The 18,614-nt window shown below is 70.0% G+C and carries 15 protein-coding genes; 9 read left to right on the forward strand and 6 right to left on the reverse strand.

Annotated features, from left to right (window positions below; genetic code table 11):
* Positions 1–10: 10 nt before the first annotated feature.
* Positions 11–391 (forward strand): zinc ribbon domain-containing protein, encoded by a 381-nt coding sequence (locus tag ACV22W_RS15070; RefSeq protein ID WP_448020170.1) that lies wholly within the window; start codon positions 11–13, stop codon positions 389–391.
* 85 nt (positions 392–476) lie between these two features.
* Here ACV22W_RS15070 and ACV22W_RS15075 read toward each other — a convergent pair whose 3' ends face one another.
* Entirely contained in the window at positions 477–1,355 is an 879-nt protein-coding gene (locus ACV22W_RS15075) for an AraC family transcriptional regulator (RefSeq protein ID WP_448020171.1), read from the reverse strand.
* Between the two features lie 275 nt (positions 1,356–1,630).
* Between ACV22W_RS15075 and ACV22W_RS15080 the strand changes: the two genes are divergently transcribed.
* From ACV22W_RS15080 to eutC, 4 genes are all read left to right on the forward strand, one after another.
* Positions 1,631–3,103: a mechanosensitive ion channel gene (locus ACV22W_RS15080; protein WP_059531158.1), complete on the forward strand. Its 1,473-nt coding sequence runs from the start codon at positions 1,631–1,633 to the stop codon at positions 3,101–3,103.
* 193 nt (positions 3,104–3,296) lie between these two features.
* Positions 3,297–4,709, forward strand: coding sequence for an ethanolamine permease (gene eat, locus ACV22W_RS15085; protein WP_448020173.1), 1,413 nt, complete (start codon positions 3,297–3,299; stop codon positions 4,707–4,709).
* 106 nt (positions 4,710–4,815) lie between these two features.
* Positions 4,816–6,213, forward strand: coding sequence for an ethanolamine ammonia-lyase subunit EutB (locus tag ACV22W_RS15090; RefSeq protein ID WP_059452590.1), 1,398 nt, complete (start codon positions 4,816–4,818; stop codon positions 6,211–6,213).
* Positions 6,210–7,001 (forward strand): ethanolamine ammonia-lyase subunit EutC, encoded by a 792-nt coding sequence (gene eutC, locus ACV22W_RS15095; RefSeq protein WP_448020175.1) that lies wholly within the window; start codon positions 6,210–6,212, stop codon positions 6,999–7,001. The genes ACV22W_RS15090 and eutC overlap by 4 nt, the downstream gene beginning before the upstream one ends.
* A gap of 22 nt (positions 7,002–7,023) precedes the next feature.
* Here the strand turns inward: eutC and ACV22W_RS15100 are convergent, their stop codons facing one another.
* Positions 7,024–7,908, reverse strand: coding sequence for a LysR family transcriptional regulator (locus tag ACV22W_RS15100; RefSeq protein WP_448020177.1), 885 nt, complete (start codon positions 7,906–7,908; stop codon positions 7,024–7,026).
* 142 nt (positions 7,909–8,050) lie between these two features.
* On the opposite strand from ACV22W_RS15100, the gene ACV22W_RS15105 reads away from it, so the two are divergent.
* Positions 8,051–9,655: an MFS transporter gene (locus ACV22W_RS15105; RefSeq protein ID WP_448020179.1), complete on the forward strand. Its 1,605-nt coding sequence runs from the start codon at positions 8,051–8,053 to the stop codon at positions 9,653–9,655.
* Between the two features lie 278 nt (positions 9,656–9,933).
* Here ACV22W_RS15105 and ACV22W_RS15110 read toward each other — a convergent pair whose 3' ends face one another.
* Positions 9,934–10,362, reverse strand: coding sequence for a pyridoxamine 5'-phosphate oxidase family protein (locus ACV22W_RS15110; RefSeq protein ID WP_448020180.1), 429 nt, complete (start codon positions 10,360–10,362; stop codon positions 9,934–9,936).
* Positions 10,363–10,679: 317 nt separating this feature from the next.
* Here ACV22W_RS15110 and exaC point away from each other — a divergent pair, with 317 nt between their 5' ends.
* From exaC to ACV22W_RS15125, 3 genes are all read left to right on the forward strand, one after another.
* Positions 10,680–12,206, forward strand: a complete 1,527-nt coding sequence (gene exaC, locus ACV22W_RS15115) for an acetaldehyde dehydrogenase ExaC (protein WP_448020182.1) — start codon at positions 10,680–10,682, stop codon at positions 12,204–12,206.
* Positions 12,207–12,451: 245 nt separating this feature from the next.
* Positions 12,452–12,994 (forward strand): hypothetical protein, encoded by a 543-nt coding sequence (locus tag ACV22W_RS15120; RefSeq protein ID WP_448020184.1) that lies wholly within the window; start codon positions 12,452–12,454, stop codon positions 12,992–12,994.
* Between the two features lie 185 nt (positions 12,995–13,179).
* A complete protein-coding gene (locus ACV22W_RS15125; protein WP_448020185.1) occupies positions 13,180–14,214 on the forward strand; it encodes a helix-turn-helix domain-containing protein in 1,035 nt (344 codons plus the stop codon).
* Between the two features lie 58 nt (positions 14,215–14,272).
* On the opposite strand, the gene ACV22W_RS15130 is transcribed toward ACV22W_RS15125, so the two are convergent.
* From ACV22W_RS15130 to ACV22W_RS15140, 3 genes are all read right to left on the reverse strand, one after another.
* On the reverse strand, positions 14,273–15,367 hold the full coding sequence (locus ACV22W_RS15130) for an ADP-heptose--LPS heptosyltransferase (RefSeq protein ID WP_448020186.1): 1,095 nt from the start codon (positions 15,365–15,367) through the stop codon (positions 14,273–14,275).
* Positions 15,364–17,067, reverse strand: coding sequence for a thiamine pyrophosphate-binding protein (locus ACV22W_RS15135; protein ID WP_448020188.1), 1,704 nt, complete (start codon positions 17,065–17,067; stop codon positions 15,364–15,366). The genes ACV22W_RS15130 and ACV22W_RS15135 overlap by 4 nt, the downstream gene beginning before the upstream one ends.
* A 137-nt stretch (positions 17,068–17,204) precedes the next feature.
* Entirely contained in the window at positions 17,205–18,593 is a 1,389-nt protein-coding gene (locus ACV22W_RS15140; protein WP_448020190.1) for an L-serine ammonia-lyase, read from the reverse strand.
* Positions 18,594–18,614 lie beyond the last annotated feature (21 nt).

Genomic DNA, 18,614 nt, shown 5'->3' on the forward strand with positions numbered 1-18,614 from the left:
GGAGCGGGCGATGAGCTTTCTGAAGCGGATCCTGGGCGGCCACGGTGGCGGTCACGGCGGACGTGGCCACGGCAGCGGGCATGGAGGCGGCCACGGTAGCGGCGGGCATCATGGCGGGCAGCAACGCGGCGGTCCCGGCGGCCACGATGCGCGCGGCCGCGACCGTTACGGATGGGGCTGGCAGCCGTCGGCCGACGCGCAGCGCGGCCCGGGTGGCAACGTGCCGCTGCGCCAGCTCGCGTGCGCAGGCTGCGGCGCGATCAACGCCGCGGATGCGCGATTCTGCGCGCAGTGCGGCGTATCGCAGCGCGGCAAGGCGTGCAGCCGGTGCCACGCGGCGCTGGCCGCCGACGCGCGCTTCTGCCCTGGCTGCGGGACGCAGGCCGGGTAAGGCGCGATCGCCGGCCGTGCTGCCGGCGTGACGGTCGATCCCCAAGACGGCATGGCGCGCGGGCTCGGCGCCCCCGCGCCACCGCTCAACGCAGCGGCAAATGAATCTCGGTGCGCAGGTCGGCCGGCGCCGCATCCATCGGCGTATTCAGATACAGCTCGAACGGCGGCGCATCGGCGGCTTCGCGGCCCGAGTGCCGCAGCCAGTCGCCGTACAGCCACTGGTAGGCCGTCTTCAGGTCCGCATACGGCCCCGTGTGCAGCAACACCGCGTACTCGCCGCCGGCAACCGCGATGCGCTCCACGGGCGGCGTCGGCTCGACGTCCGGCGCGCCGTCGGCCGGCACGAAGCACGCTTTCGCGCGCAACTGCGCCTCGGGCGTCGTATCCGGATCGTCGTGGAAGATCCCGATCATCCTCGCGCCGGGGCCGATCAGCCCGTGCCGCCCGGCCCACGCGCCGATCTGCCCGAACGCGTCGCCGACCTTCAGGTACGCGCCCGTATGCGGCACCGCATAACCGCGCAGTTCCGGCAGCCGCCGGATCTCGACTTCCTGCTTGAACATGTCTTCCTCTCCTCGCTGTAACGGATAAATCGGCCGGTGGACCCCGGCGAGCCGGTGCTGCGCGGGGGGCACGCCGTAAGCATCGCGAAATGCGCGGGCAAACGCGTGCGTCGAGCCGTAGCCGGCGCGCCGCGCGATCGCGTCGAGCGGCAGCGCCGTGCACACGAGATCCTCGGACGCGCGCACGATCCGCATCCGCCGCACCGTCAGCACGATCGACTCGCCGTACAGCGCGCGATATACGCGTTGCCAGTGATACGGCGACAGGCACGCGATTTCGGCGAGCCGGTTCAGGTCGAGCGTGTCGTCGAGGTGCGTGAGGATGTAGTCGTGAACGCGCGCGACGCGTGCCGCATAGCGGGCCCACGCGGGCGTTTCGGCTTTCGTGTCGACGGTCATGCGTGCATCCCGGGCAAGAGTCGACGCCACGGTAGCACGCCGCCGATTGATAAATCTTGCGGAAATGCGTAGGGCAAAGAATTCCGGCCCTTTTTATTTCGGCGAAATTGGGTCTCGTTCCCGTCGATCTATGTCTAAAGTTAAAGACGGTGAAATCGGGTGATCGCGTCATTTTTCTCAGGTAAGTTGCCCGGACGGCAACGCACGGTTTTCGAAGTACGCAGGTAGTTCGTCGATGTTCAATCGCAACGCCACGTTTTTCGGGAGAAGAAGAAATGGATGCTTCCAGCTTCATCACGTCGCTGCAGACCACGCTAGGTGGATACCTGCCCAAGATCGCCGGCGCGATCGGCATCCTGGTGATCGGCTGGCTGATCGCCGTGGCGGTGCGGGCCGGCGCGCTCCGGCTGCTCAACGCGCTGAAGGTCGATCAGCGGATCAACGAAAGCACCGGCCAGGGCGCGTGCGTCGAGCGGATCATCGCCGGCGGCCTGTTCTGGCTCGTGCTGCTCGTCACCGCGGTGGGCATCTTCAACGTGCTCAACCTGTACGCGGTCTCCAATCCGTTCTCGCTGCTCGTCACGCATATCGTCAACTACCTGCCGAACCTGATCGGCGGCGCGGCGCTGACGCTGATCGCGTGGTTGATCGCATCGCTGCTGCGCAGCCTCGCGAACCGCGCGCTGAAGGCGAGCAAGGTCGACGACAAGCTGTCCGAAAGCGCGGGCATGCAGCCGATGAGCGGCTATCTCGGCGACGTGCTGTTCTGGCTCGTGATCCTGATGTTCCTGCCGGCGATTCTCGCGTCGTTCGCGCTGTCCGGCCTGCTGTCGCCGGTGCAGGGGATGGTCGACAAGCTGCTCGCGATCGTGCCGAACCTGTTCGCGGCCGCGGTGATCGGCTTCGTCGGCTGGATCGTCGCGCGCGTGCTGCGCGGTCTCGTGACGAACCTGCTCGTCGCCGCCGGCGCCGATCGGCTCACGCAAGGCCTCGACAGCCCGACTCCGGTGCGCGTGTCGAGCCTGATCGGCACCATCGTCTACGTGTTCGTGTTCGTGCCGACGCTGATCTCCGCGCTCGACGCGCTGAAGATCGACGCGATCTCGATCCCGGCCACCAACATGCTGAACCAGTTCCTCGGCGCGGTGCCGGACATCGTCGCGGCGATCGTGATCGTGCTCGTCACGTTCTACTTCGCGCGCTTCGTCGCGTCGCTCGCGCAGAAGCTGCTGGAGGCCGCCGGCGTCGACGGGCTGCCGGCCGTGCTCGGCGTCGAGCGCGTGTTTTCGGGGATCCTGCAGCCGTCGGTGCTGGTCGCGCGGCTGATCGTGTTCTTCGCGATGCTGTTCGCGTCGGTCGAGGCCGCGAACCGGCTCGGCTTCACGCAGGTGCGCGACGTCGTCACGCTGTTCATCGAATTCGGCGGCCACGTGCTGATGGGCGGCGTGATCCTCGTGATCGGCGTGTGGCTCGCGGGCCTCGCGCGCCGCGTGATCGAGCAGGCCGACCGCGAGCACAGCGTGCTGTTCGCGCGGATCGCGCAGTTCGCGATCCTCGGCCTGGTGTTCGCGATGGGGCTGCGCGCGATGGGCATCGCCAACGAGATCGTGCAGCTCGCGTTCGGCCTCGTGCTCGGCGCGATCGCGGTGGCGGTCGCGCTGTCGTTCGGCCTCGGCGGCCGCGAAGCCGCCGGCAAGCTGCTCGACCGCTGGTTCAACCAGCGCGGCGGCGGCCCGTCGGGCCAGTAAGCGTCGGCCGTCCGGCCGCCTCGTGCGGCCGGACGGCGCGCGCGGGACGACCGCCTCGCGCGGCCGGCGTTGCCGTCAGCGAAACGTCAGCCGTCATCTTTGCCGAATTTCGATAACACGTCGTTTAATGACTCTCTAGCATCGATTCTCAGTCGCGCGGGCCTGGCAGGCCGGCGCCTTTCAGGAGAATCCGATGAAAGCAGAGTCGAATGGCCGGCCCGTCGCCGGCGCCAAGTCGTCCGGCCAGCCCGCGCTGCAGCAGACGCTCGGGACCTGGCAACTGTGGGGCATCGCGGTCGGCCTCGTGATTTCAGGCGAATACTTCGGCTGGAGCTACGGCTGGGCGAGTGCGGGCACGCTGGGTTTCGTCGTCACCGCGCTGTTCGTCGCGGCGATGTACACCACCTTCATCTTCAGCTTCACCGAGCTGACGACGTCGATCCCGCACGCGGGCGGCCCGTTCGCGTATGCGCGCCGTGCGTTCGGCCCGGCGGGCGGCTATCTCGCCGGCGCGGCGACGCTCGTCGAGTTCGTGTTCGCGCCCCCCGCGATCGCGCTCGCCATCGGCGCGTACCTGCACGTGCAGTTTCCGGGGCTCGAACCGAAACACGCGGCGATGGGCGCGTATCTCGTATTCATGGCGCTGAACATCGTCGGTGTGCAGATCGCCGCGACGTTCGAGCTGGTCGTCACGCTGTTCGCGATCTTCGAGCTGCTGGTGTTCATGGGCGTCGTGTCGCCGGGCTTCGCGTGGAGCAACTTCATGAAGGGCGGCTGGTCGGGCGCCGATCATTTCAGCGTCGGCGCATTCCACGGCATGTTTGCGGCGATCCCGTTCGCGATCTGGTTCTTCCTCGCGATCGAAGGCGTCGCGATGGCCGCCGAGGAGGCGAAGAACCCGAAGCGCTCGATCCCGATCGCCTACGTGGCCGGCATCCTGACGCTCGTCACGCTGGCCATCGGCGTGATGGTGTTCGCCGGCGGCGCGGGCGACTGGACCAAGCTCGCGAACATCAACGACCCGCTGCCGCAGGCGATGAAGTACATCGTCGGCGCGAACAGCGGCTGGATGCACATGCTCGTGTGGCTCGGGCTGTTCGGGCTCGTCGCGTCGTTCCACGGGATCATCCTCGGCTATTCGCGCCAGATCTTCGCGCTGGCCCGCGAAGGCTACCTGCCGGAATGGCTCGGCAAGGTGCATCCGCGCTTCAAGACCCCGCATCGCGCGATCCTCGCGGGCGGCGTGGTCGGCATCGCGGCGATCTACAGCGACGAGCTGATCCAGTTCGGCGGCCAGACGCTCACCGCCAACATCGTGACGATGTCGGTGTTCGGCGCGATCGTGATGTATATCGTAAGCATGGCGGCGCTGTTCAAGCTGCGCCGTTCGCAGCCGAACATGGCGCGGCCGTTCCGCGCGCCGCTGTACCCGTTCTTCCCGGCATTCGCGATCGTTGCGGCCCTGATTTGCCTCGCGACCATGGTGTACTTCAACGGGCTGGTGGCGATGGTGTTCGTCGCGTTCCTCGCGCTCGGCTACGCGTACTTCCTCGCGACCCGTTCGCAGCGCGCGAGCGCGCCGGCCGACGTGCTGCTGGAAGAATGAGGATGGCGAACCCGAACGGCCGCTGGTGACGGCATCCGGCGCGCCCCGTCGAACGGGCGCGCCGTCGGCGTTTCGCAAGGCAAGGACTGGCAAGGAGATTCGAACGATGTCCTACACGGAGACGATCGGCCCGCGTACGTACCGCTTCGCGGACCTGAAGACGCTGCTCGCGAAGGCGAGCCCGCTGCGCTCCGGCGACCAGCTCGCCGGCGTCGCGGCGGCAAGCGAGGAGGAGCGCGTCGCCGCGAAGATCGCGCTCGCGGGCGTGCCGCTGAAGGCGTTCCTGAACGAGGCGGTGATTCCGTACGAACACGACGAGGTCACGCGCCTGATCCTCGACGATCACGACGCGGCCGCGTTCGCGGAAATCTCGCACCTCACCGTCGGCGACTTCCGCAACTGGCTGCTGTCGCCCGCGGCCGACGGCGCCGCGCTCGAACGGATCGCGCCGGGCCTCACGCCCGAGATGGTCGCGGCCGTGTCGAAGCTGATGCGCAACCAGGACCTGATCGCGGCCGCGCGCAAGCGCCGCGTCGTCACGCGCTTTCGCAACACGGTCGGGCTGCCGGGCCGGATGTCGGTGCGGCTGCAGCCGAACCATCCGACCGACGACGTGAAGGGCATCGCCGCGTCGATGCTCGACGGGCTGATGTACGGTTGCGGCGACGCGATGATCGGCATCAACCCGGCGACCGACAGCCTCGCGGCGATCGTGAAGCTGCTCGCGATGATCGACGGGTTCCGCGAGCGCTACGGCGTGCCGACGCAGTCGTGCGTGCTCACCCACGTGACCAACACGATCGCGGCGATCGAGAAGGGCGCGCCGGTCGACCTGGTGTTCCAGTCGATCGCGGGCACCGAGAAGGCGAACGCGAGCTTCGGGATCTCGCTCGCGCTGCTCGGCGAGGCGCGCGAGGCCGCGTTGTCGCTCGGGCGCGGCACCGTCGGCAACAACCTGATGTATTTCGAGACGGGCCAGGGCAGCGCGCTGTCGGCGAACGCGCATTTCGGCGTCGACCAGCAGACCTGCGAGGTGCGTGCTTATGCGGTCGCGCGCAAGTTCGATCCGTTCCTCGTGAACACGGTGGTCGGCTTCATCGGGCCGGAATACCTGTACGACGGCAAGCAGATCATTCGCGCGGGGCTCGAGGATCACTTCTGCGGCAAGCTGCTCGGCGTGCCGATGGGCTGCGACATCTGCTACACGAATCACGCGGAAGCCGACCAGGACGACATGGACACGCTGCTGACGCTGCTGGGCGCCGCCGGCATCAACTTCATCATGGGGATACCGGGCGCGGACGACGTGATGCTGAACTACCAGAGCACGTCGTTTCACGACCAGCTCTACGTGCGCGAGGTGCTCGGCCTGCGCCGCGCGCCCGAGTTCGAGGAATGGCTGGAGACGATGGAGATCGCCGACGCGCACGGCGCGCTGCGCGCCGCGAACGCGCGCGTGCCGCTGCTCGCGGGCGCGAACGACTGGATGGGGATTTCGGCATGAGCGACGCCGTCGAAAAGAATCCGTGGGCGCAGCTGAAGTCGTTCACGAACGCGCGGATCGCGCTCGGCCGCGCGGGCAGCAGCCTGCCGACCGCGCCGCTGCTCGCGTTCAACCTGTCGCACGCGCAGGCGCGCGACGCCGTGCACCAGCCGCTCGACGCGGACGCGCTGCGCCGCGAGATCGACGCGGCCGGCTTCGCGACGCTCGGCGTGCAGAGCGCGGCGCCCGATCGCCAGCATTACCTGCGCCGGCCGGATCTCGGCCGCAAGCTGTCCGACGACGGACGCGCGCTGCTGGCCGGCTACGGCGCGGCGCTCGACGATGCGCCGGACGTCGTGTTCGTGGTGGGCGACGGGCTGTCGGCCTTCGCGGCCGCGAAGCAGGCGCTGCCGTTGCTGCAGGCGGTGCGGCCGCGGCTCGACGCGGACGGCTGGCGCGTCGGCCCGGTGGTAGTCGCGACGCAGGCGCGCGTCGCGCTCGGCGACGAGATCGGCGAGCTGCTGCGCGCGCAGGTCGTCGCGATGCTGATCGGCGAACGGCCGGGGCTCAGTTCGCCGGACAGCCTCGGCGTGTACCTGACCTGGGCGCCGAAGGTCGGCTGCCACGACGCGCTGCGCAACTGCATCTCGAACGTGCGACCCGAAGGGCTGACGCATGCCGCCGCCGCGCACAAGCTGCATTACCTGATGACGCATGCGCGCAGGCTCGAGCTGACGGGCGTCGGCCTGAAGGACGACAGCGATGCGTTGTTGCCGCAGGCGGAAGCGGAGCGGATCGGCGCGGCGTGATGTGGCGGGTGGGGCCGTCCGTCTACTTGAACAACCGCTCGCACAGGAAGTCGACGAACACGCGCAGCTTCGGCGACAACTGCCGGCTCGACGGCCACACGATCGAGAACTGCCCCGGCGCGATCCGGTAGTCGTCGAGCACGGTGACGAGCGCGCCCGTGTCCAGCGCGTCGCGCGCGAGGAAGTCGGGCATGTAGCCGATGCCGAGCCCCGCCATCACCGCGCCGCGCAGCGCTTCCATGTTGTTGCAGGTCATCGCGGTGCGCAGCTTCAGCGGCGTACCGTCGTCGGCGGCGAGCGCCCAGTCCTGCAGCTTGCCGGTGGTCGGGAAACAGTAGCGCACGCAATCGTGCGTTTCGAGATCGTGCGGCGCCCGCGGCAGGCCGGCCCGCTCGAGATACGCGGGCGTCGCGCACAGCACGAACGCGAACGGGCCGAGCCGCCGCGACATCAGGCTCGAATCCGACAGCGGGCCGCTGCGGATCACCGCGTCGAAGCCGCCTTCGACGACGTCGACCATCCGGTCGTTGAAATCCAGGTCGAGCTCGACGTCCGGATAGCGCTGCCTGAATTCGGGCAGCACCGGCAGCAGGAACCGGTAGCCGATCACCGGCAGGCTCACGCGCAGCTTGCCGCGCGGGCGCTGCGCGGAGGCCGTCACGGTCGCTTCCGCATCACGAAAATCCTCGAGGATCCGCTGGCAGCGCTCGTAGAAATGACGTCCTTCGTCGGTCAGCGTGACGCGCCGCGTCGTGCGGTTGAACAGGCGCACGCCGAGCGACTGCTCGAGCCGCGCGATCGTCTTGCCGACGGCGGAGGCCGAGATGCCGAGCGCGCGGCCGGCCGCGACGAAGCTGAGCGCTTCGGCGGTGCGGACGAAGGCGGCGATGCCGTTCAGGTTTTCCATCGACGTAAGCGGGCGCGAAGCGGTGAATTGAAGAATTTTAGTCCGCTATATGCGGAGCTTCACGTTGTTTTTCGACGATTGAATCGAAATTATCGTTGATCGCACTTGAGGCGCATCCGCGCCGGCTTTTCGAGGAGCGATGATGGATCACCCGTTTTCAGCCGCTACAGCCACGTCGGCGCGCCGGCGCGTGTGGGTGCTTGTCGCCGTTTGCATGGCGGCGGTCGCGCTGCCGCTGTCGTTTTCGGGCGGCGCGGTCGCGACACCCGCGATCGGCCGCGACCTGCACGGCGGCCCGGTCGCGATGAACTGGATCACCAACGCGTTCATGCTCGCGTTCGGCAGTTTCCTGATGGCGGCGGGCGCGCTGGCCGACCAGTTCGGCCGCAAGCGCGTGTTCGCGATCGGCGTCGGCGGCTTCACGCTGATGTCGGTGGCGCTCGCGTTCGCGCCGTCGATGCTCGCCGTCGACCTGCTGCGCGCCGCGCAGGGGCTCGCGGCGGCCGCGGCGCTCGCGGGCGGCACGGCCGCGCTCGCGCAGGAATTCGACGGCGCGGCGCGCACGCGCGCGTTCAGCCTGCTCGGCACGACGTTCGGGATCGGGCTCGCGTTCGGGCCGGTGCTCGCCGGCGGCCTGATCGCGCATTTCGGCTGGCGCGCGATCTTCGTCACGGGCGCGGCGGCAGGCGCGTTGTCGCTCGCGTTCGGGTTGCCACGCATGCACGAGTCGCGCGATCCGCACGCGACCGGGCTCGACTGGCCCGGCACGGCCGCGTTCACCGCCGCGCTCACGCTGTTCACGTTCGGCGTGATCGAGGCACCCGCGCGCGGCTGGGCGCATCCGCTCGTTGTCGCGCTGCTGGCGGCCGCGGCGCTGGGCGCGTGCGCGTTCGTCGCGATCGAGACGCGCGTCGCGCGGCCGATGCTCGACCTGTCGCTGTTCCGGATTCCGCGCTTCGTCGGCGTGCAGGTGCTGCCGGTGTCGACCTGCTGCTGCTACATCGTGCTGCTCGTCGTGTTGCCGCTGCGCTTCATCGGCATCGACGGCTTCAGCGAAATCGGCACGGGTTGGCTGATGCTCGCGATCTCCGCGCCGATGCTCGTCGTGCCGCTCGTCGCGGCGACGCTCACGCGCTGGCTGTCGGCCGGCGTGATCTCGGGGCTCGGGCTGCTGCTCGCGGCGGCGGGCCTCGTGTGGCTGGACGTCGCGTTGCGCGGCGGCGCGGGGCCGGCGGCGATCGCGCCGATGCTCACGATCGGCGTCGGGGCCGGCATGCCGTGGGGGCTGATGGACGGGCTGTCGGTCAGCGTCGTGCCGAAGGAGCGCGCGGGGATGGCGACCGGAATTTTCAGCACGACGCGCGTGGCGGGCGAGGGGATCGCACTCGCGATCGCCGGCGCGGTGCTGGCGACGCTCGCGCACGCCGATTTGCGGCAGGCGGCGGGCGCATCCGACGCGGCGTTGCGCGCGGCCGCGCGGCTCGCCACCGGCGACCTCGCCGGCGCGGCGGCCGTGTTGCCGGGCGTCGGGCGTACGGCGCTGCTCGCGAGCTATACGCACGCGTTCGACCGGTTGCTGATCGGGCTCGCGGTCGTCACGGTGCTGTGTGCGGTGGTGGTGTTCGCGTTTCTGGGTGCACGGCCCGGGGCGACCGAAGCGCGCGGCGACGACGGTGAACATGCGCATCCCGACGCGCCGGCGCGCGGCCGAACCGAGCCGGCTTGCGCGGAGGCAAGCGGGCGGTGAGCGGGGCGTCGCCGGGGGGGCGCGGGTCGACGATCGCGGGCAGCGTGCCCGTGCATGTTGCGGTCACGCGGATCCGTGAACCGACGAGCGGCCCCGCGCGCGAACGACCGTCGGGCGTTGCGTCGCCCGCCGGGCACGCATTCGTCGGGAATGGCGCCGGCGCGCTCCGGCACCGACGACCCGCTCGACGCATCACGCTCGCCCAAGCGTCCGCGGCCGCGGCACCCCACCGGGCCCTGCACGCCCGCCTCGTGCCGACGACGAAATGGTGCCGCGCATCAAGCCAGCACGAGCGGCGGCAATCCCGCATCGGCCCGCGCCTGCGCGCTTTCCACCTCGACGACCACATAGCGCAGCGCATCGGGCCACAGGTGCGCGCGACTGCCGGCATCTTCATCGATCGCTGCGCGCCCTTGCACGAGCCACGTCGTCTGCCGGACGAAATCGACGAACAGCAGCGCGATCGCCGGATTCACGAGCAGGTTGCCGATCGTGTTGAACAGGTTGTTGCCCGCGAAATCGGGCAGCACGAGCGTACGGCGATCGGGCAGGTCGACGAGCGGGGCGAACGAACCGTCCGCGCGCGGCTGCCGGCCGCGATACGAGCAGTCGCTGTCGCCCGCCGCGTTCGCGGTCGCGACGATCAGGAATGCCTGTTCGTGGATGAACGCGACGGCATCGTCGCCGAGGGGACGCGGGTCGTTCATGGTTCGGTCGGCGCGTGGCCGGTGCGTGCGGATCCGCGTTCCACACGCAAGCGACATGCCACGCTGCGCGCGGCGCGCGCGGCGACGCGTGCGCGGGCGCGCTGTGGAAAATCAGAACACCCGCCGCGCCGCCTGTGCCGTCGCGGTGTTCAGATTCGGCACACTCGTTTTCCGTGCGCCGGCATCGCTTGCGGCGGGTGGCCGGACGCACCGCTCCTGATCCTTTCTCGGCCCGTGTGGCACGCATGTTGCGTAAACCGTGCAGCGCGATCCAACCGGCGCTGCATTCACACAAGCACGATGAACAGGAGACATGTATGAACCCGTTTGACCTGAAACAACTGGGCCTCGACGTCGAATATCCGTATCGTCAGCAGTACGACAACTACATCGGCGGCAAGTGGGTTGCGCCGGTGAAGGGCGAGTATTTCGAGAACGTGTCGCCGATCAACGGCAAGCCGTTCTGCCGCGTGCCGCGCTCCGGCGCCGACGACATCGAGGCCGCGCTCGATGCCGCGCACGCCGCGCGCCGCAAGTGGGGCAAGACGTCGGTCGCCGAGCGCGCGAACCTGCTGCTCGCCGCCGCCGACCGGATGGAGAAGAACCTGAAGCTGCTCGCGGTGGCCGAGACGATCGACAACGGCAAGCCGCTGCGCGAGACGATGGCGGCCGACCTGCCGCTCGCGATCGACCACTTCCGCTATTTCGCGGGCTGCATCCGCGCGCAGGAAGGCGGCATTTCCGAGATCGACGACAACACCGTCGCGTATCACTTCCACGAGCCGCTCGGCGTCGTCGGCCAGATCATCCCGTGGAACTTCCCGCTGCTGATGGCCGCATGGAAGCTCGCGCCGGCGCTCGCGGCCGGCTGCTGCGTCGTGATGAAGCCGGCCGAGCAGACGCCCGCGTCGGTGCTGGTGCTGATGGAACTGATCGGCGACCTGTTCCCGGCCGGCACGATCAACATCGTCAACGGCTTCGGCAAGGAAGCGGGTGAGGCGCTCGCGACCAGCAAGCGCATCGCGAAGATCGCGTTCACCGGCTCCACGCCGGTCGGCAAGCACATCCTGCGCACCGCGGCCGAGAGTCTGATCCCGTCGACGGTCGAACTGGGCGGCAAGAGCCCGAACATCTTCTTCGCCGACGTGCTCGACCAGGACGACGCGTTCCTCGACAAGGCGCTCGAAGGGCTCGCGATGTTCGCGCTGAACCAGGGCGAGGTGTGCACGTGCCCGTCGCGGATCCTGATCCAGGAATCGATCTACGAACGCTTCATCGAGAAGGCCGTCGCGCGCGTCGAGCGCATCAAGGCCGGCCACCCGCTCGACCTGCAGACGATGATCGGCGCGCAGGCGTCGCAGCAGCAGCTCGACAAGATCCTGTCGTACATCGACATCGGCCGCGACGAAGGCGCGCAATGCCTGACGGGCGGCGAGCGCACGGCACCGGCCGCCGACCTCGGCACGGGCTACTACGTGAAGCCGACGATGCTGCTCGGCAACAACAAGATGCGCGTGTTCCAGGAAGAGATCTTCGGGCCGGTCGCGTCGGTGATGACGTTCAAGGACGAGCAGGAAGCGATCGAACTCGCGAACGACACGTTCTACGGGCTCGGCGCGGGCGTGTGGACGCGCAACGGCACGCGCGCATACCGCATGGGCCGCGAGATCGAGGCCGGCCGCGTGTGGACCAACTGCTACCACCTGTACCCCGCGCATGCGGCGTTCGGCGGCTACAAGCAGTCGGGTATCGGCCGCGAGACGCACAAGATGGCGCTGTCGAACTATCAGCAGACGAAGTGCCTGCTGGTCAGCTACCAGGCCGAGGCGCTCGGGTTCTTCTGATCGCCGGAGCGGGGGGCGAAGTACGGGCCGGGCGGCGGCGCAACGCTGCCCGGTACGGTGGCCGGTGCCGGACGGCGGCGTGTCCGACACCGGATCGCCGTGCAACGTTCGACGGTCGGCCGATCGTCCGGCACTTCGCCGTTTTCGCCTTTCGTCATTCGATACGCGCGTCGGCTGCGCGGCACCGGCCGTCGCGCGTTCGCGCCCGCATCGCGCATCCATCGATGGCCCCGACGGAAACCAGCATGGCAGAACCGCCCCGACCCTATCCGCGTCACCCGGTGTTCCACGCGGGCGAGCTCGACGCGCAGCACCGGTTCGGCGTCGCCGACGAAGCCGAGCGGATGAGCGACGTCGTCACGACGCGGCTGAGCATCGGCGTGCGCCAGTTCATCGAATCGCAGCCGTTCATGTTCGTCGGCACGACGCGCGGCGGCCCGGCGCGCGTGACCTGCGACATCCTGCAGGGCATGCGCGACGCGAACGGCGACCTGTGGCCGGTCGTGCGCGTGATCGACACGAAGACGCTGCGCTTCGCGCTGTCGACGCACGGCGACGGCGACCGGATCGATGCGCGCGCGTGCGACGGCAGCGGCATCGGGCTGTTGTTCATCGATTTCGTGCGCGGCATTCGCTACCGGATCAACGGCCGCGGGACGTTGCGCGCCGATCTGCCGGCGGCGGATGCGGCGCCCTGGCCGGCCGGCAGCCCGATCGTCGAGTTGGCGGTCGCGCAGGCGTACGGCAATTGCGGCACGCGGGTCGTGCGGTTGCGGCCGGGCGCGTAGCGCGTCGCCGGGCTGCCCGCGGCGCGCATGCCGCACCCGCGCGGTGCGCGGCGCGCCGCCTCCGGGTGCGCCCTCATGGCGCGCGGCGGCCGCACGGCGTGCAATGACGGGCTTGTCGCCGGACCGCGCGGTTCGGCACGGGACTTGCGTGTTGGACGCAGTGCCGGGCAGGTGAGGAGAACACGATGGGTCAACGAGTGGAGTGCATGGCCGAGCCGACGGCCGAGAACACGCGGTGCAGCGCGCAGGGTGACGACGCGCTCGCCGGCCAGGCCGTGGTCAGCGTCGCGCACGACGCCGACGAGCAGGCGCGCAACCTGATCGGCTGGCGGCAGACTTACGACCAGCTCGCGGCCGGCCGCTTCGTCGGCACGCTGACCGAGCTGCCGCTCGACACGATGAAGCTGTTTCGCGAATCGACCAGCCACCTGCTGCGCCAGGCATGCGAGGTGCGCGGCGACGCGTACTGGTTCGGCATCCCGCTGGACAGCGACGGTACCGCGCGCGTCGATGCGTGCCGCATCGGGCCCGGTGCGCTCGCGTTCCGGCCCGGCAACGTCGAATTCGAATTGCTGACGCCCGCGCAGTTCTCGATCTACGGCGTCGTCGTGCGTGGCGACGTGCTGCGCCGCTACGCGGAGGAAGTCGAACACCGCGCGCTCGACGAGCGGCTGTTCACGCAGCATGTGATCCAGGTCGGCGACACGCGGCTCGCGCGCCTGTGCGCGCTGCTCGGCCACCGGCTCGACGGCGCGGCGGCCGTGGGCGGGCCGCTGCCCGGCGCGCAGCGCGACGACCTGCAGGCCGAGGTGCTGGCCGCGCTGTTCGATGCGTGCGCGCAACCCGCGGACGATGGCGCCGGCGGCGCACCGTCGACACGGCGCTGGATCGTCGAGCAGGCCCGCGAGTACGTGCTCGCGCACCGCACGCGCCCGGTCGGCGTGCCCGAGCTGTGCGAGCAACTGCACGTGAGCCGGCGCACGCTGCAGTACTGCTTCCAGGACGTGCTCGGCATGGCGCCCGCGACCTACCTGCGCACGCTGCGGCTGAACGGCGCGCGGCGCGACCTGTGCGGGCGGGCGGCAGGCTCGGTGCAGGACGTCGCGGAGGCGTGGGGCTTCTGGCACCTGAGCCAGTTCGCGACCGACTACCGGCGGCTGTTCGGCAAGCGGCCGTCGGAGACGCTGCGCGAGCGCGCGGTGACGGTGGCAGCCGGGTGAGCCGGGGCGGCGCATGGCTGCCGCTGCACGCCCGATCTTTCGGGCGATTTCCGTTTTTCTATCCGGACGTAGCCGCCGCGTCGCGCGGCGCAGGCCACGGCACGGCATCCCAGTCGATCGCCCGGTATGCGGCTTCGACCGCCGCGAGATCGTCCGGTCGCTCGCTGCGATGCAGCCCGTGCAGTTCGGCCGGCACCTCGAGCGTGACCGGCACGCAATGCGGATAGTCGCGTGCGCGCAGCGCCGGCCCGATCGTCGTGAAACAGCCGAGCGTCGGCACGTCGAAGCCGTCGGCGAGATGCAGCGCGGACGTATCGGGCGCGAACAGCACGCTCGCACCCTCGACCCAGGCAATGAAGCGCGCGGTGTCGGCCGCGTCGCGGCTCACGTCGACGTACGCGGGATGCGCGACCGGGCCGAAGCCGGCCACCGGCAGCCCGTAACGTTGCGCGAGGTGCTCGACGAGCGACGCGTGCAGCGCGGGCGGCACGCTGCGCACCGCGGTGCTCGCGGTCGGGCAGAACAGCACGTACGGCCGCCGCCATTCGGCCGGCAGCGCGGGCAGCCGCAGCCGCGCGAGCCAGCGGTTGCGCTTCGCGGCGGCCGGCACCGTGGCCGGATCCGCGCCGAGCGCGTCCAGGAAGAAGTCGATCATCGGCTGCCGCGCGAACGCGGGCCAGTACAGGTGATTGCCGAGATCGACGCACGGCGCGTGCGCGGGCAGTGCATCGGCGGCATACGGCAGCGCACGCGACGGTGCGACGACGTCGGCCGCGAGCGCATACAGCGCGTCGACGTAGCGCGGCGCGCGGGCCGGGCGGTACAACGTGAAGCGCAGGCCGGGATGCATCGTGCGCAGCGCGGCGAGCGCGGTCAGCCCGATCACCGAGTCGCCGAGCGTGACACCCATTCCGTTGATCACGTGCACGTCCGTCATGCGTTCGTAGTCGAGCCGGAACGGCTGGTGGGCGGCGTGCAGCAGGCCGAGCGCCGGCGCGGCCGGCACGTGATCCTCCACGGGGCCGCCGCCGTGCTCGAGGTCGTACGGCGCGACGAGCGTGCCGTCGGGCGCGAGCAGCGTGCCGGGGTGGGCGAGCGCGTCGTCGCGCGACAGCACGCGGCCGGCCGCTGCGGTGCGCAGTTCCACGGTCATGCGCCGCGCGCGCGACGGCCCTGCTCGCGGATCTGCTCGAGCGTCGCGGCCGGCGTGCTGGCGTCCTGCGGGATGCGGATCTCGATCAGCGCCGGCAGCCCGCAGGTCAGTGCGCGCTCCAGTGCCGGCGCGAAGTCGGCGGTGCGCTCGACCGTCTCGCCATGCGCGCCGAACGCGCGCGCATACGCGGCGAAATCGGGATTCGTGAGCCCGGTGCCGTGCACGCGGCCCGGATAGTTGCGCTCCTGATGCATGCGGATCGTGCCGAAATGACCGTTGTTGACGACGATTGCAACGATGTTCAGTCCGTACTGCATCGCCGTCGCGAGTTCGTTGCCGGCCATCATGAAGCAGCCGTCGCCGGCGAGCGCGACGACGGCGCGCGACGGATACAGCGACTTCGCGGCGAGCGCGGCGGGCAGCCCGTAGCCCATTGCGCCGCTCGTCGGCGCGAGCTGCGAGCGGAAGTGCCGGTACGCGAAGTGGCGATGCAGCCAGATCGCGTAGTTGCCGGCGCCGTTGGTCAGGATCGCGTCGTGCGGCAGGCGCTCGCGCAGTTGCACCATCACGTCGCCGAGCTGGACGTCGCCGGGCATCGGCAGCGGCGCATGCCATTCGCGGTATGCGCGGTGCGCGTCGGCAGCCGTGCCGGCCCACGCGGGATGCGCCGGCGGCTCGAGCGCGGCGAGCGGCGCCGCGATCTCCGGCATCCCCGACACGATCGGCAGGTCGGCCGCATACACGCGGCCGAGCTCGTCCGCGCCCTGGTGCACGTGGATCAGCGTCTGGCGCGTCTTCGGGATGTCGAGCAGCGTGTAGCCGCCGGTCGTCGCTTCGCCCAGGCGCGGGCCGAGCACCAGCAGCAGGTCGGCGTCGCGGATCCGCTTGCCGAGCGCGGGGTTGATCCCGAGACCGACGTCGCCCGCGTAGTTCGGGTGCGCGTTGTCGAAGGTGTCCTGGAAGCGGAACGCGCATGCGACCGGCAGTTGCCAGCGCTCGACGAAGGTGCGCAGGTTCGCGCATGCATCGGGCGTCCAGCCGCTGCCGCCGACGATCGCGAACGGCCGCTCGGCGCGCGCGAGCCGTTCGCGCAGCTCGTCGACCTGCGTGGCCGACGGCGACGCCGCGACGCGCTTCGCGGCCGGCACGACGGGCTGCGGCGCGCAGGCTTCGGACAGCACGTCCTCGGGCAGCGCGAGTACGACCGGACCGGGCCGGCCGGACGTCGCGACGTGAAAGGCGTGGCTCAGGTATTCGGGAATGCGGCGTGGGTCGTCGATCTGCGCGACCCATTTCGCCATCTGGCCGAACATCCGGCGGTAGTCGATTTCCTGGAAGGCTTCGCGGTCGAGGTGCTCGCGCGCGCACTGGCCGACGAACAGGATCATCGGCGTCGAGTCCTGGAACGCGGTGTGCACGCCGATCGACGCGTGGGTCGCGCCGGGCCCGCGCGTGACGAACGCGATGCCGGGCCGGCCGGTCAGCTTGCCGACCGCTTCCGCCATGTTCGCGGCGGCCGCCTCGTGGCGGCAGACGACCGTCTGGATGCGCGCGGTGTCGTCCGCCAGCGCATCGAGTACGGCGAGGAAGCTCTCGCCCGGCACGCAGAACACGCGTTCGACGTGATTGGCGAGCAACGCATCGACGAGCAGTCGCGCGCCGGAGGTGGCGCGCGGCTCGAGATCCTTGGAATGCGACATGGGCTGCCGTCTCCCTGGGTAGCGGGAGCTACAGCTTACGCCTGTCGGCGGGGCGCCGGTACGCCGGCCGATGAAAAGTGTCGGAACGAGCGGGCGGCGGCACGCCTCGGCGCGTGCGCCCGCCCGCCGTCACCGCATCAGCATTCGACGATATTCACCGCCAGCCCGCCGCGCGACGTTTCCTTGTACTTCGTCTTCATGTCGGCGCCCGTCTCGCGCATCGTCTTGATCACCGAGTCGAGCGACACGTAATGCGAGCCGTCGCCGCGCAGCGCCATGCGCGCCGCGTTGACGGCCTTCACCGATGCCATTGCGTTGCGCTCGATGCACGGGATCTGCACCATCCCGCCGACCGGGTCGCAGGTGAGGCCGAGGTTGTGCTCCATCCCGATCTCGGCCGCGTTCTCGACCTGCTGCGGCGTGCCGCCGAGCACGGCCGCGAGCGCGCCGGCGGCCATCGAACACGCGACGCCCACTTCGCCCTGGCAGCCGACTTCCGCACCGGAGATCGACGCGTTGAGCTTGTACAGAATGCCGATCGCGGCGGCCGTGAGCAGGAAGTCGATCACGCCCTGCTCGTTCGCGCCCGGCGTGAAGCGCGTGTAGTAGTGCAGCACGGCCGGGATGATGCCGGCCGCGCCGTTGGTCGGCGCGGTGACGACGCGGCCGCCGGCCGCGTTTTCCTCGTTGACCGCGATCGCGTACAGGTTGATCCAGTCGATCATCGACAGCGGATCCTGCAGCGCACGCTCCGGGCTGCCCGTCAGCGTGCGGTACAGCTGCGGTGCGCGGCGCTTGACCTGGAACGGGCCGGGCAGGTTGCCGTCGGCTTCCGGGTTGCCGATCCCGCAGCCGCGCGACACGCACGACTGCATCACGGCCCAGATCTTCAGCAGCCCGTCGCGCGTCTCTTCCTCGGTGTGCCACGCGCGCTCGTTTTCCCACATCAGCTGCGCGATCGACTTGCCGGTCGACTCGGCCAGCGCGAGCAGCTCCGCGCCGGTGCGGAACGGATGCGTCATCTGCTCGGCCGCGCTCAGCACCTTCGTGTTCGGCGCGCCGGCCGTCACGACGAAGCCGCCGCCGACCGACAGGTAAGTGCGCTCGACCAGTACTGCGCCGTTCGCGTCGGACGCGCGCAGCTTCATGCCGTTCGGGTGCTCGGGCAGCGCCTGGCGGTAGAACGCGATGTTTTCCTTCAGCACGAACGGCACCGGATGCGTGCCGAGCAGCGCGAGCTGCTTCGACTTGCGGACGTCCTCCAGACGCGCGTCGATCGTGTCGGGATCGACGGTGTCGGGCGCGTCGCCGAGCAGGCCGAGCATCACGCCGCGATCGGTGCCGTGGCCCTTGCCGGTGGCGCCGAGCGAGCCGTACAGCTCGACCTTCACGTTGGCCGTCGCGTCGAGCAGCCCGTCGCGCTCGAGGCCCTGGACGAACATCAGCGCCGCGCGCATCGGTCCGACCGTATGCGAACTGGACGGGCCGATGCCGATCTTGAAGAGGTCAAACACGCTGACTGCCATTTCGATTCCTGCCTTGCTTTG

The organism is Burkholderia sp. AW49-1 (assembly GCF_053427845.1).

What these genes read in the sequence shown, in the direction of transcription:
- ACV22W_RS15070 (WP_448020170.1), top strand. Translation starts at nt 11, where the DNA reads ATGAGCTTTCTGAAGCGGATCCTGGGCGGCCACGGTGGCGGTCACGGC.
- ACV22W_RS15075 (WP_448020171.1), bottom strand. Translation starts at nt 1,355, where the DNA reads ATGACCGTCGACACGAAAGCCGAAACGCCCGCGTGGGCCCGCTATGCG.
- ACV22W_RS15080 (WP_059531158.1), top strand. Translation starts at nt 1,631, where the DNA reads ATGGATGCTTCCAGCTTCATCACGTCGCTGCAGACCACGCTAGGTGGA.
- eat (WP_448020173.1), top strand. Translation starts at nt 3,297, where the DNA reads ATGAAAGCAGAGTCGAATGGCCGGCCCGTCGCCGGCGCCAAGTCGTCC.
- ACV22W_RS15090 (WP_059452590.1), top strand. Translation starts at nt 4,816, where the DNA reads ATGTCCTACACGGAGACGATCGGCCCGCGTACGTACCGCTTCGCGGAC.
- eutC (WP_448020175.1), top strand. Translation starts at nt 6,210, where the DNA reads ATGAGCGACGCCGTCGAAAAGAATCCGTGGGCGCAGCTGAAGTCGTTC.
- ACV22W_RS15100 (WP_448020177.1), bottom strand. Translation starts at nt 7,908, where the DNA reads ATGGAAAACCTGAACGGCATCGCCGCCTTCGTCCGCACCGCCGAAGCG.
- ACV22W_RS15105 (WP_448020179.1), top strand. Translation starts at nt 8,051, where the DNA reads ATGGATCACCCGTTTTCAGCCGCTACAGCCACGTCGGCGCGCCGGCGC.
- ACV22W_RS15110 (WP_448020180.1), bottom strand. Translation starts at nt 10,362, where the DNA reads ATGAACGACCCGCGTCCCCTCGGCGACGATGCCGTCGCGTTCATCCAC.
- exaC (WP_448020182.1), top strand. Translation starts at nt 10,680, where the DNA reads ATGAACCCGTTTGACCTGAAACAACTGGGCCTCGACGTCGAATATCCG.
- ACV22W_RS15120 (WP_448020184.1), top strand. Translation starts at nt 12,452, where the DNA reads ATGGCAGAACCGCCCCGACCCTATCCGCGTCACCCGGTGTTCCACGCG.
- ACV22W_RS15125 (WP_448020185.1), top strand. Translation starts at nt 13,180, where the DNA reads ATGGGTCAACGAGTGGAGTGCATGGCCGAGCCGACGGCCGAGAACACG.
- ACV22W_RS15130 (WP_448020186.1), bottom strand. Translation starts at nt 15,367, where the DNA reads ATGACCGTGGAACTGCGCACCGCAGCGGCCGGCCGCGTGCTGTCGCGC.
- ACV22W_RS15135 (WP_448020188.1), bottom strand. Translation starts at nt 17,067, where the DNA reads ATGTCGCATTCCAAGGATCTCGAGCCGCGCGCCACCTCCGGCGCGCGA.
- ACV22W_RS15140 (WP_448020190.1), bottom strand. Translation starts at nt 18,593, where the DNA reads ATGGCAGTCAGCGTGTTTGACCTCTTCAAGATCGGCATCGGCCCGTCC.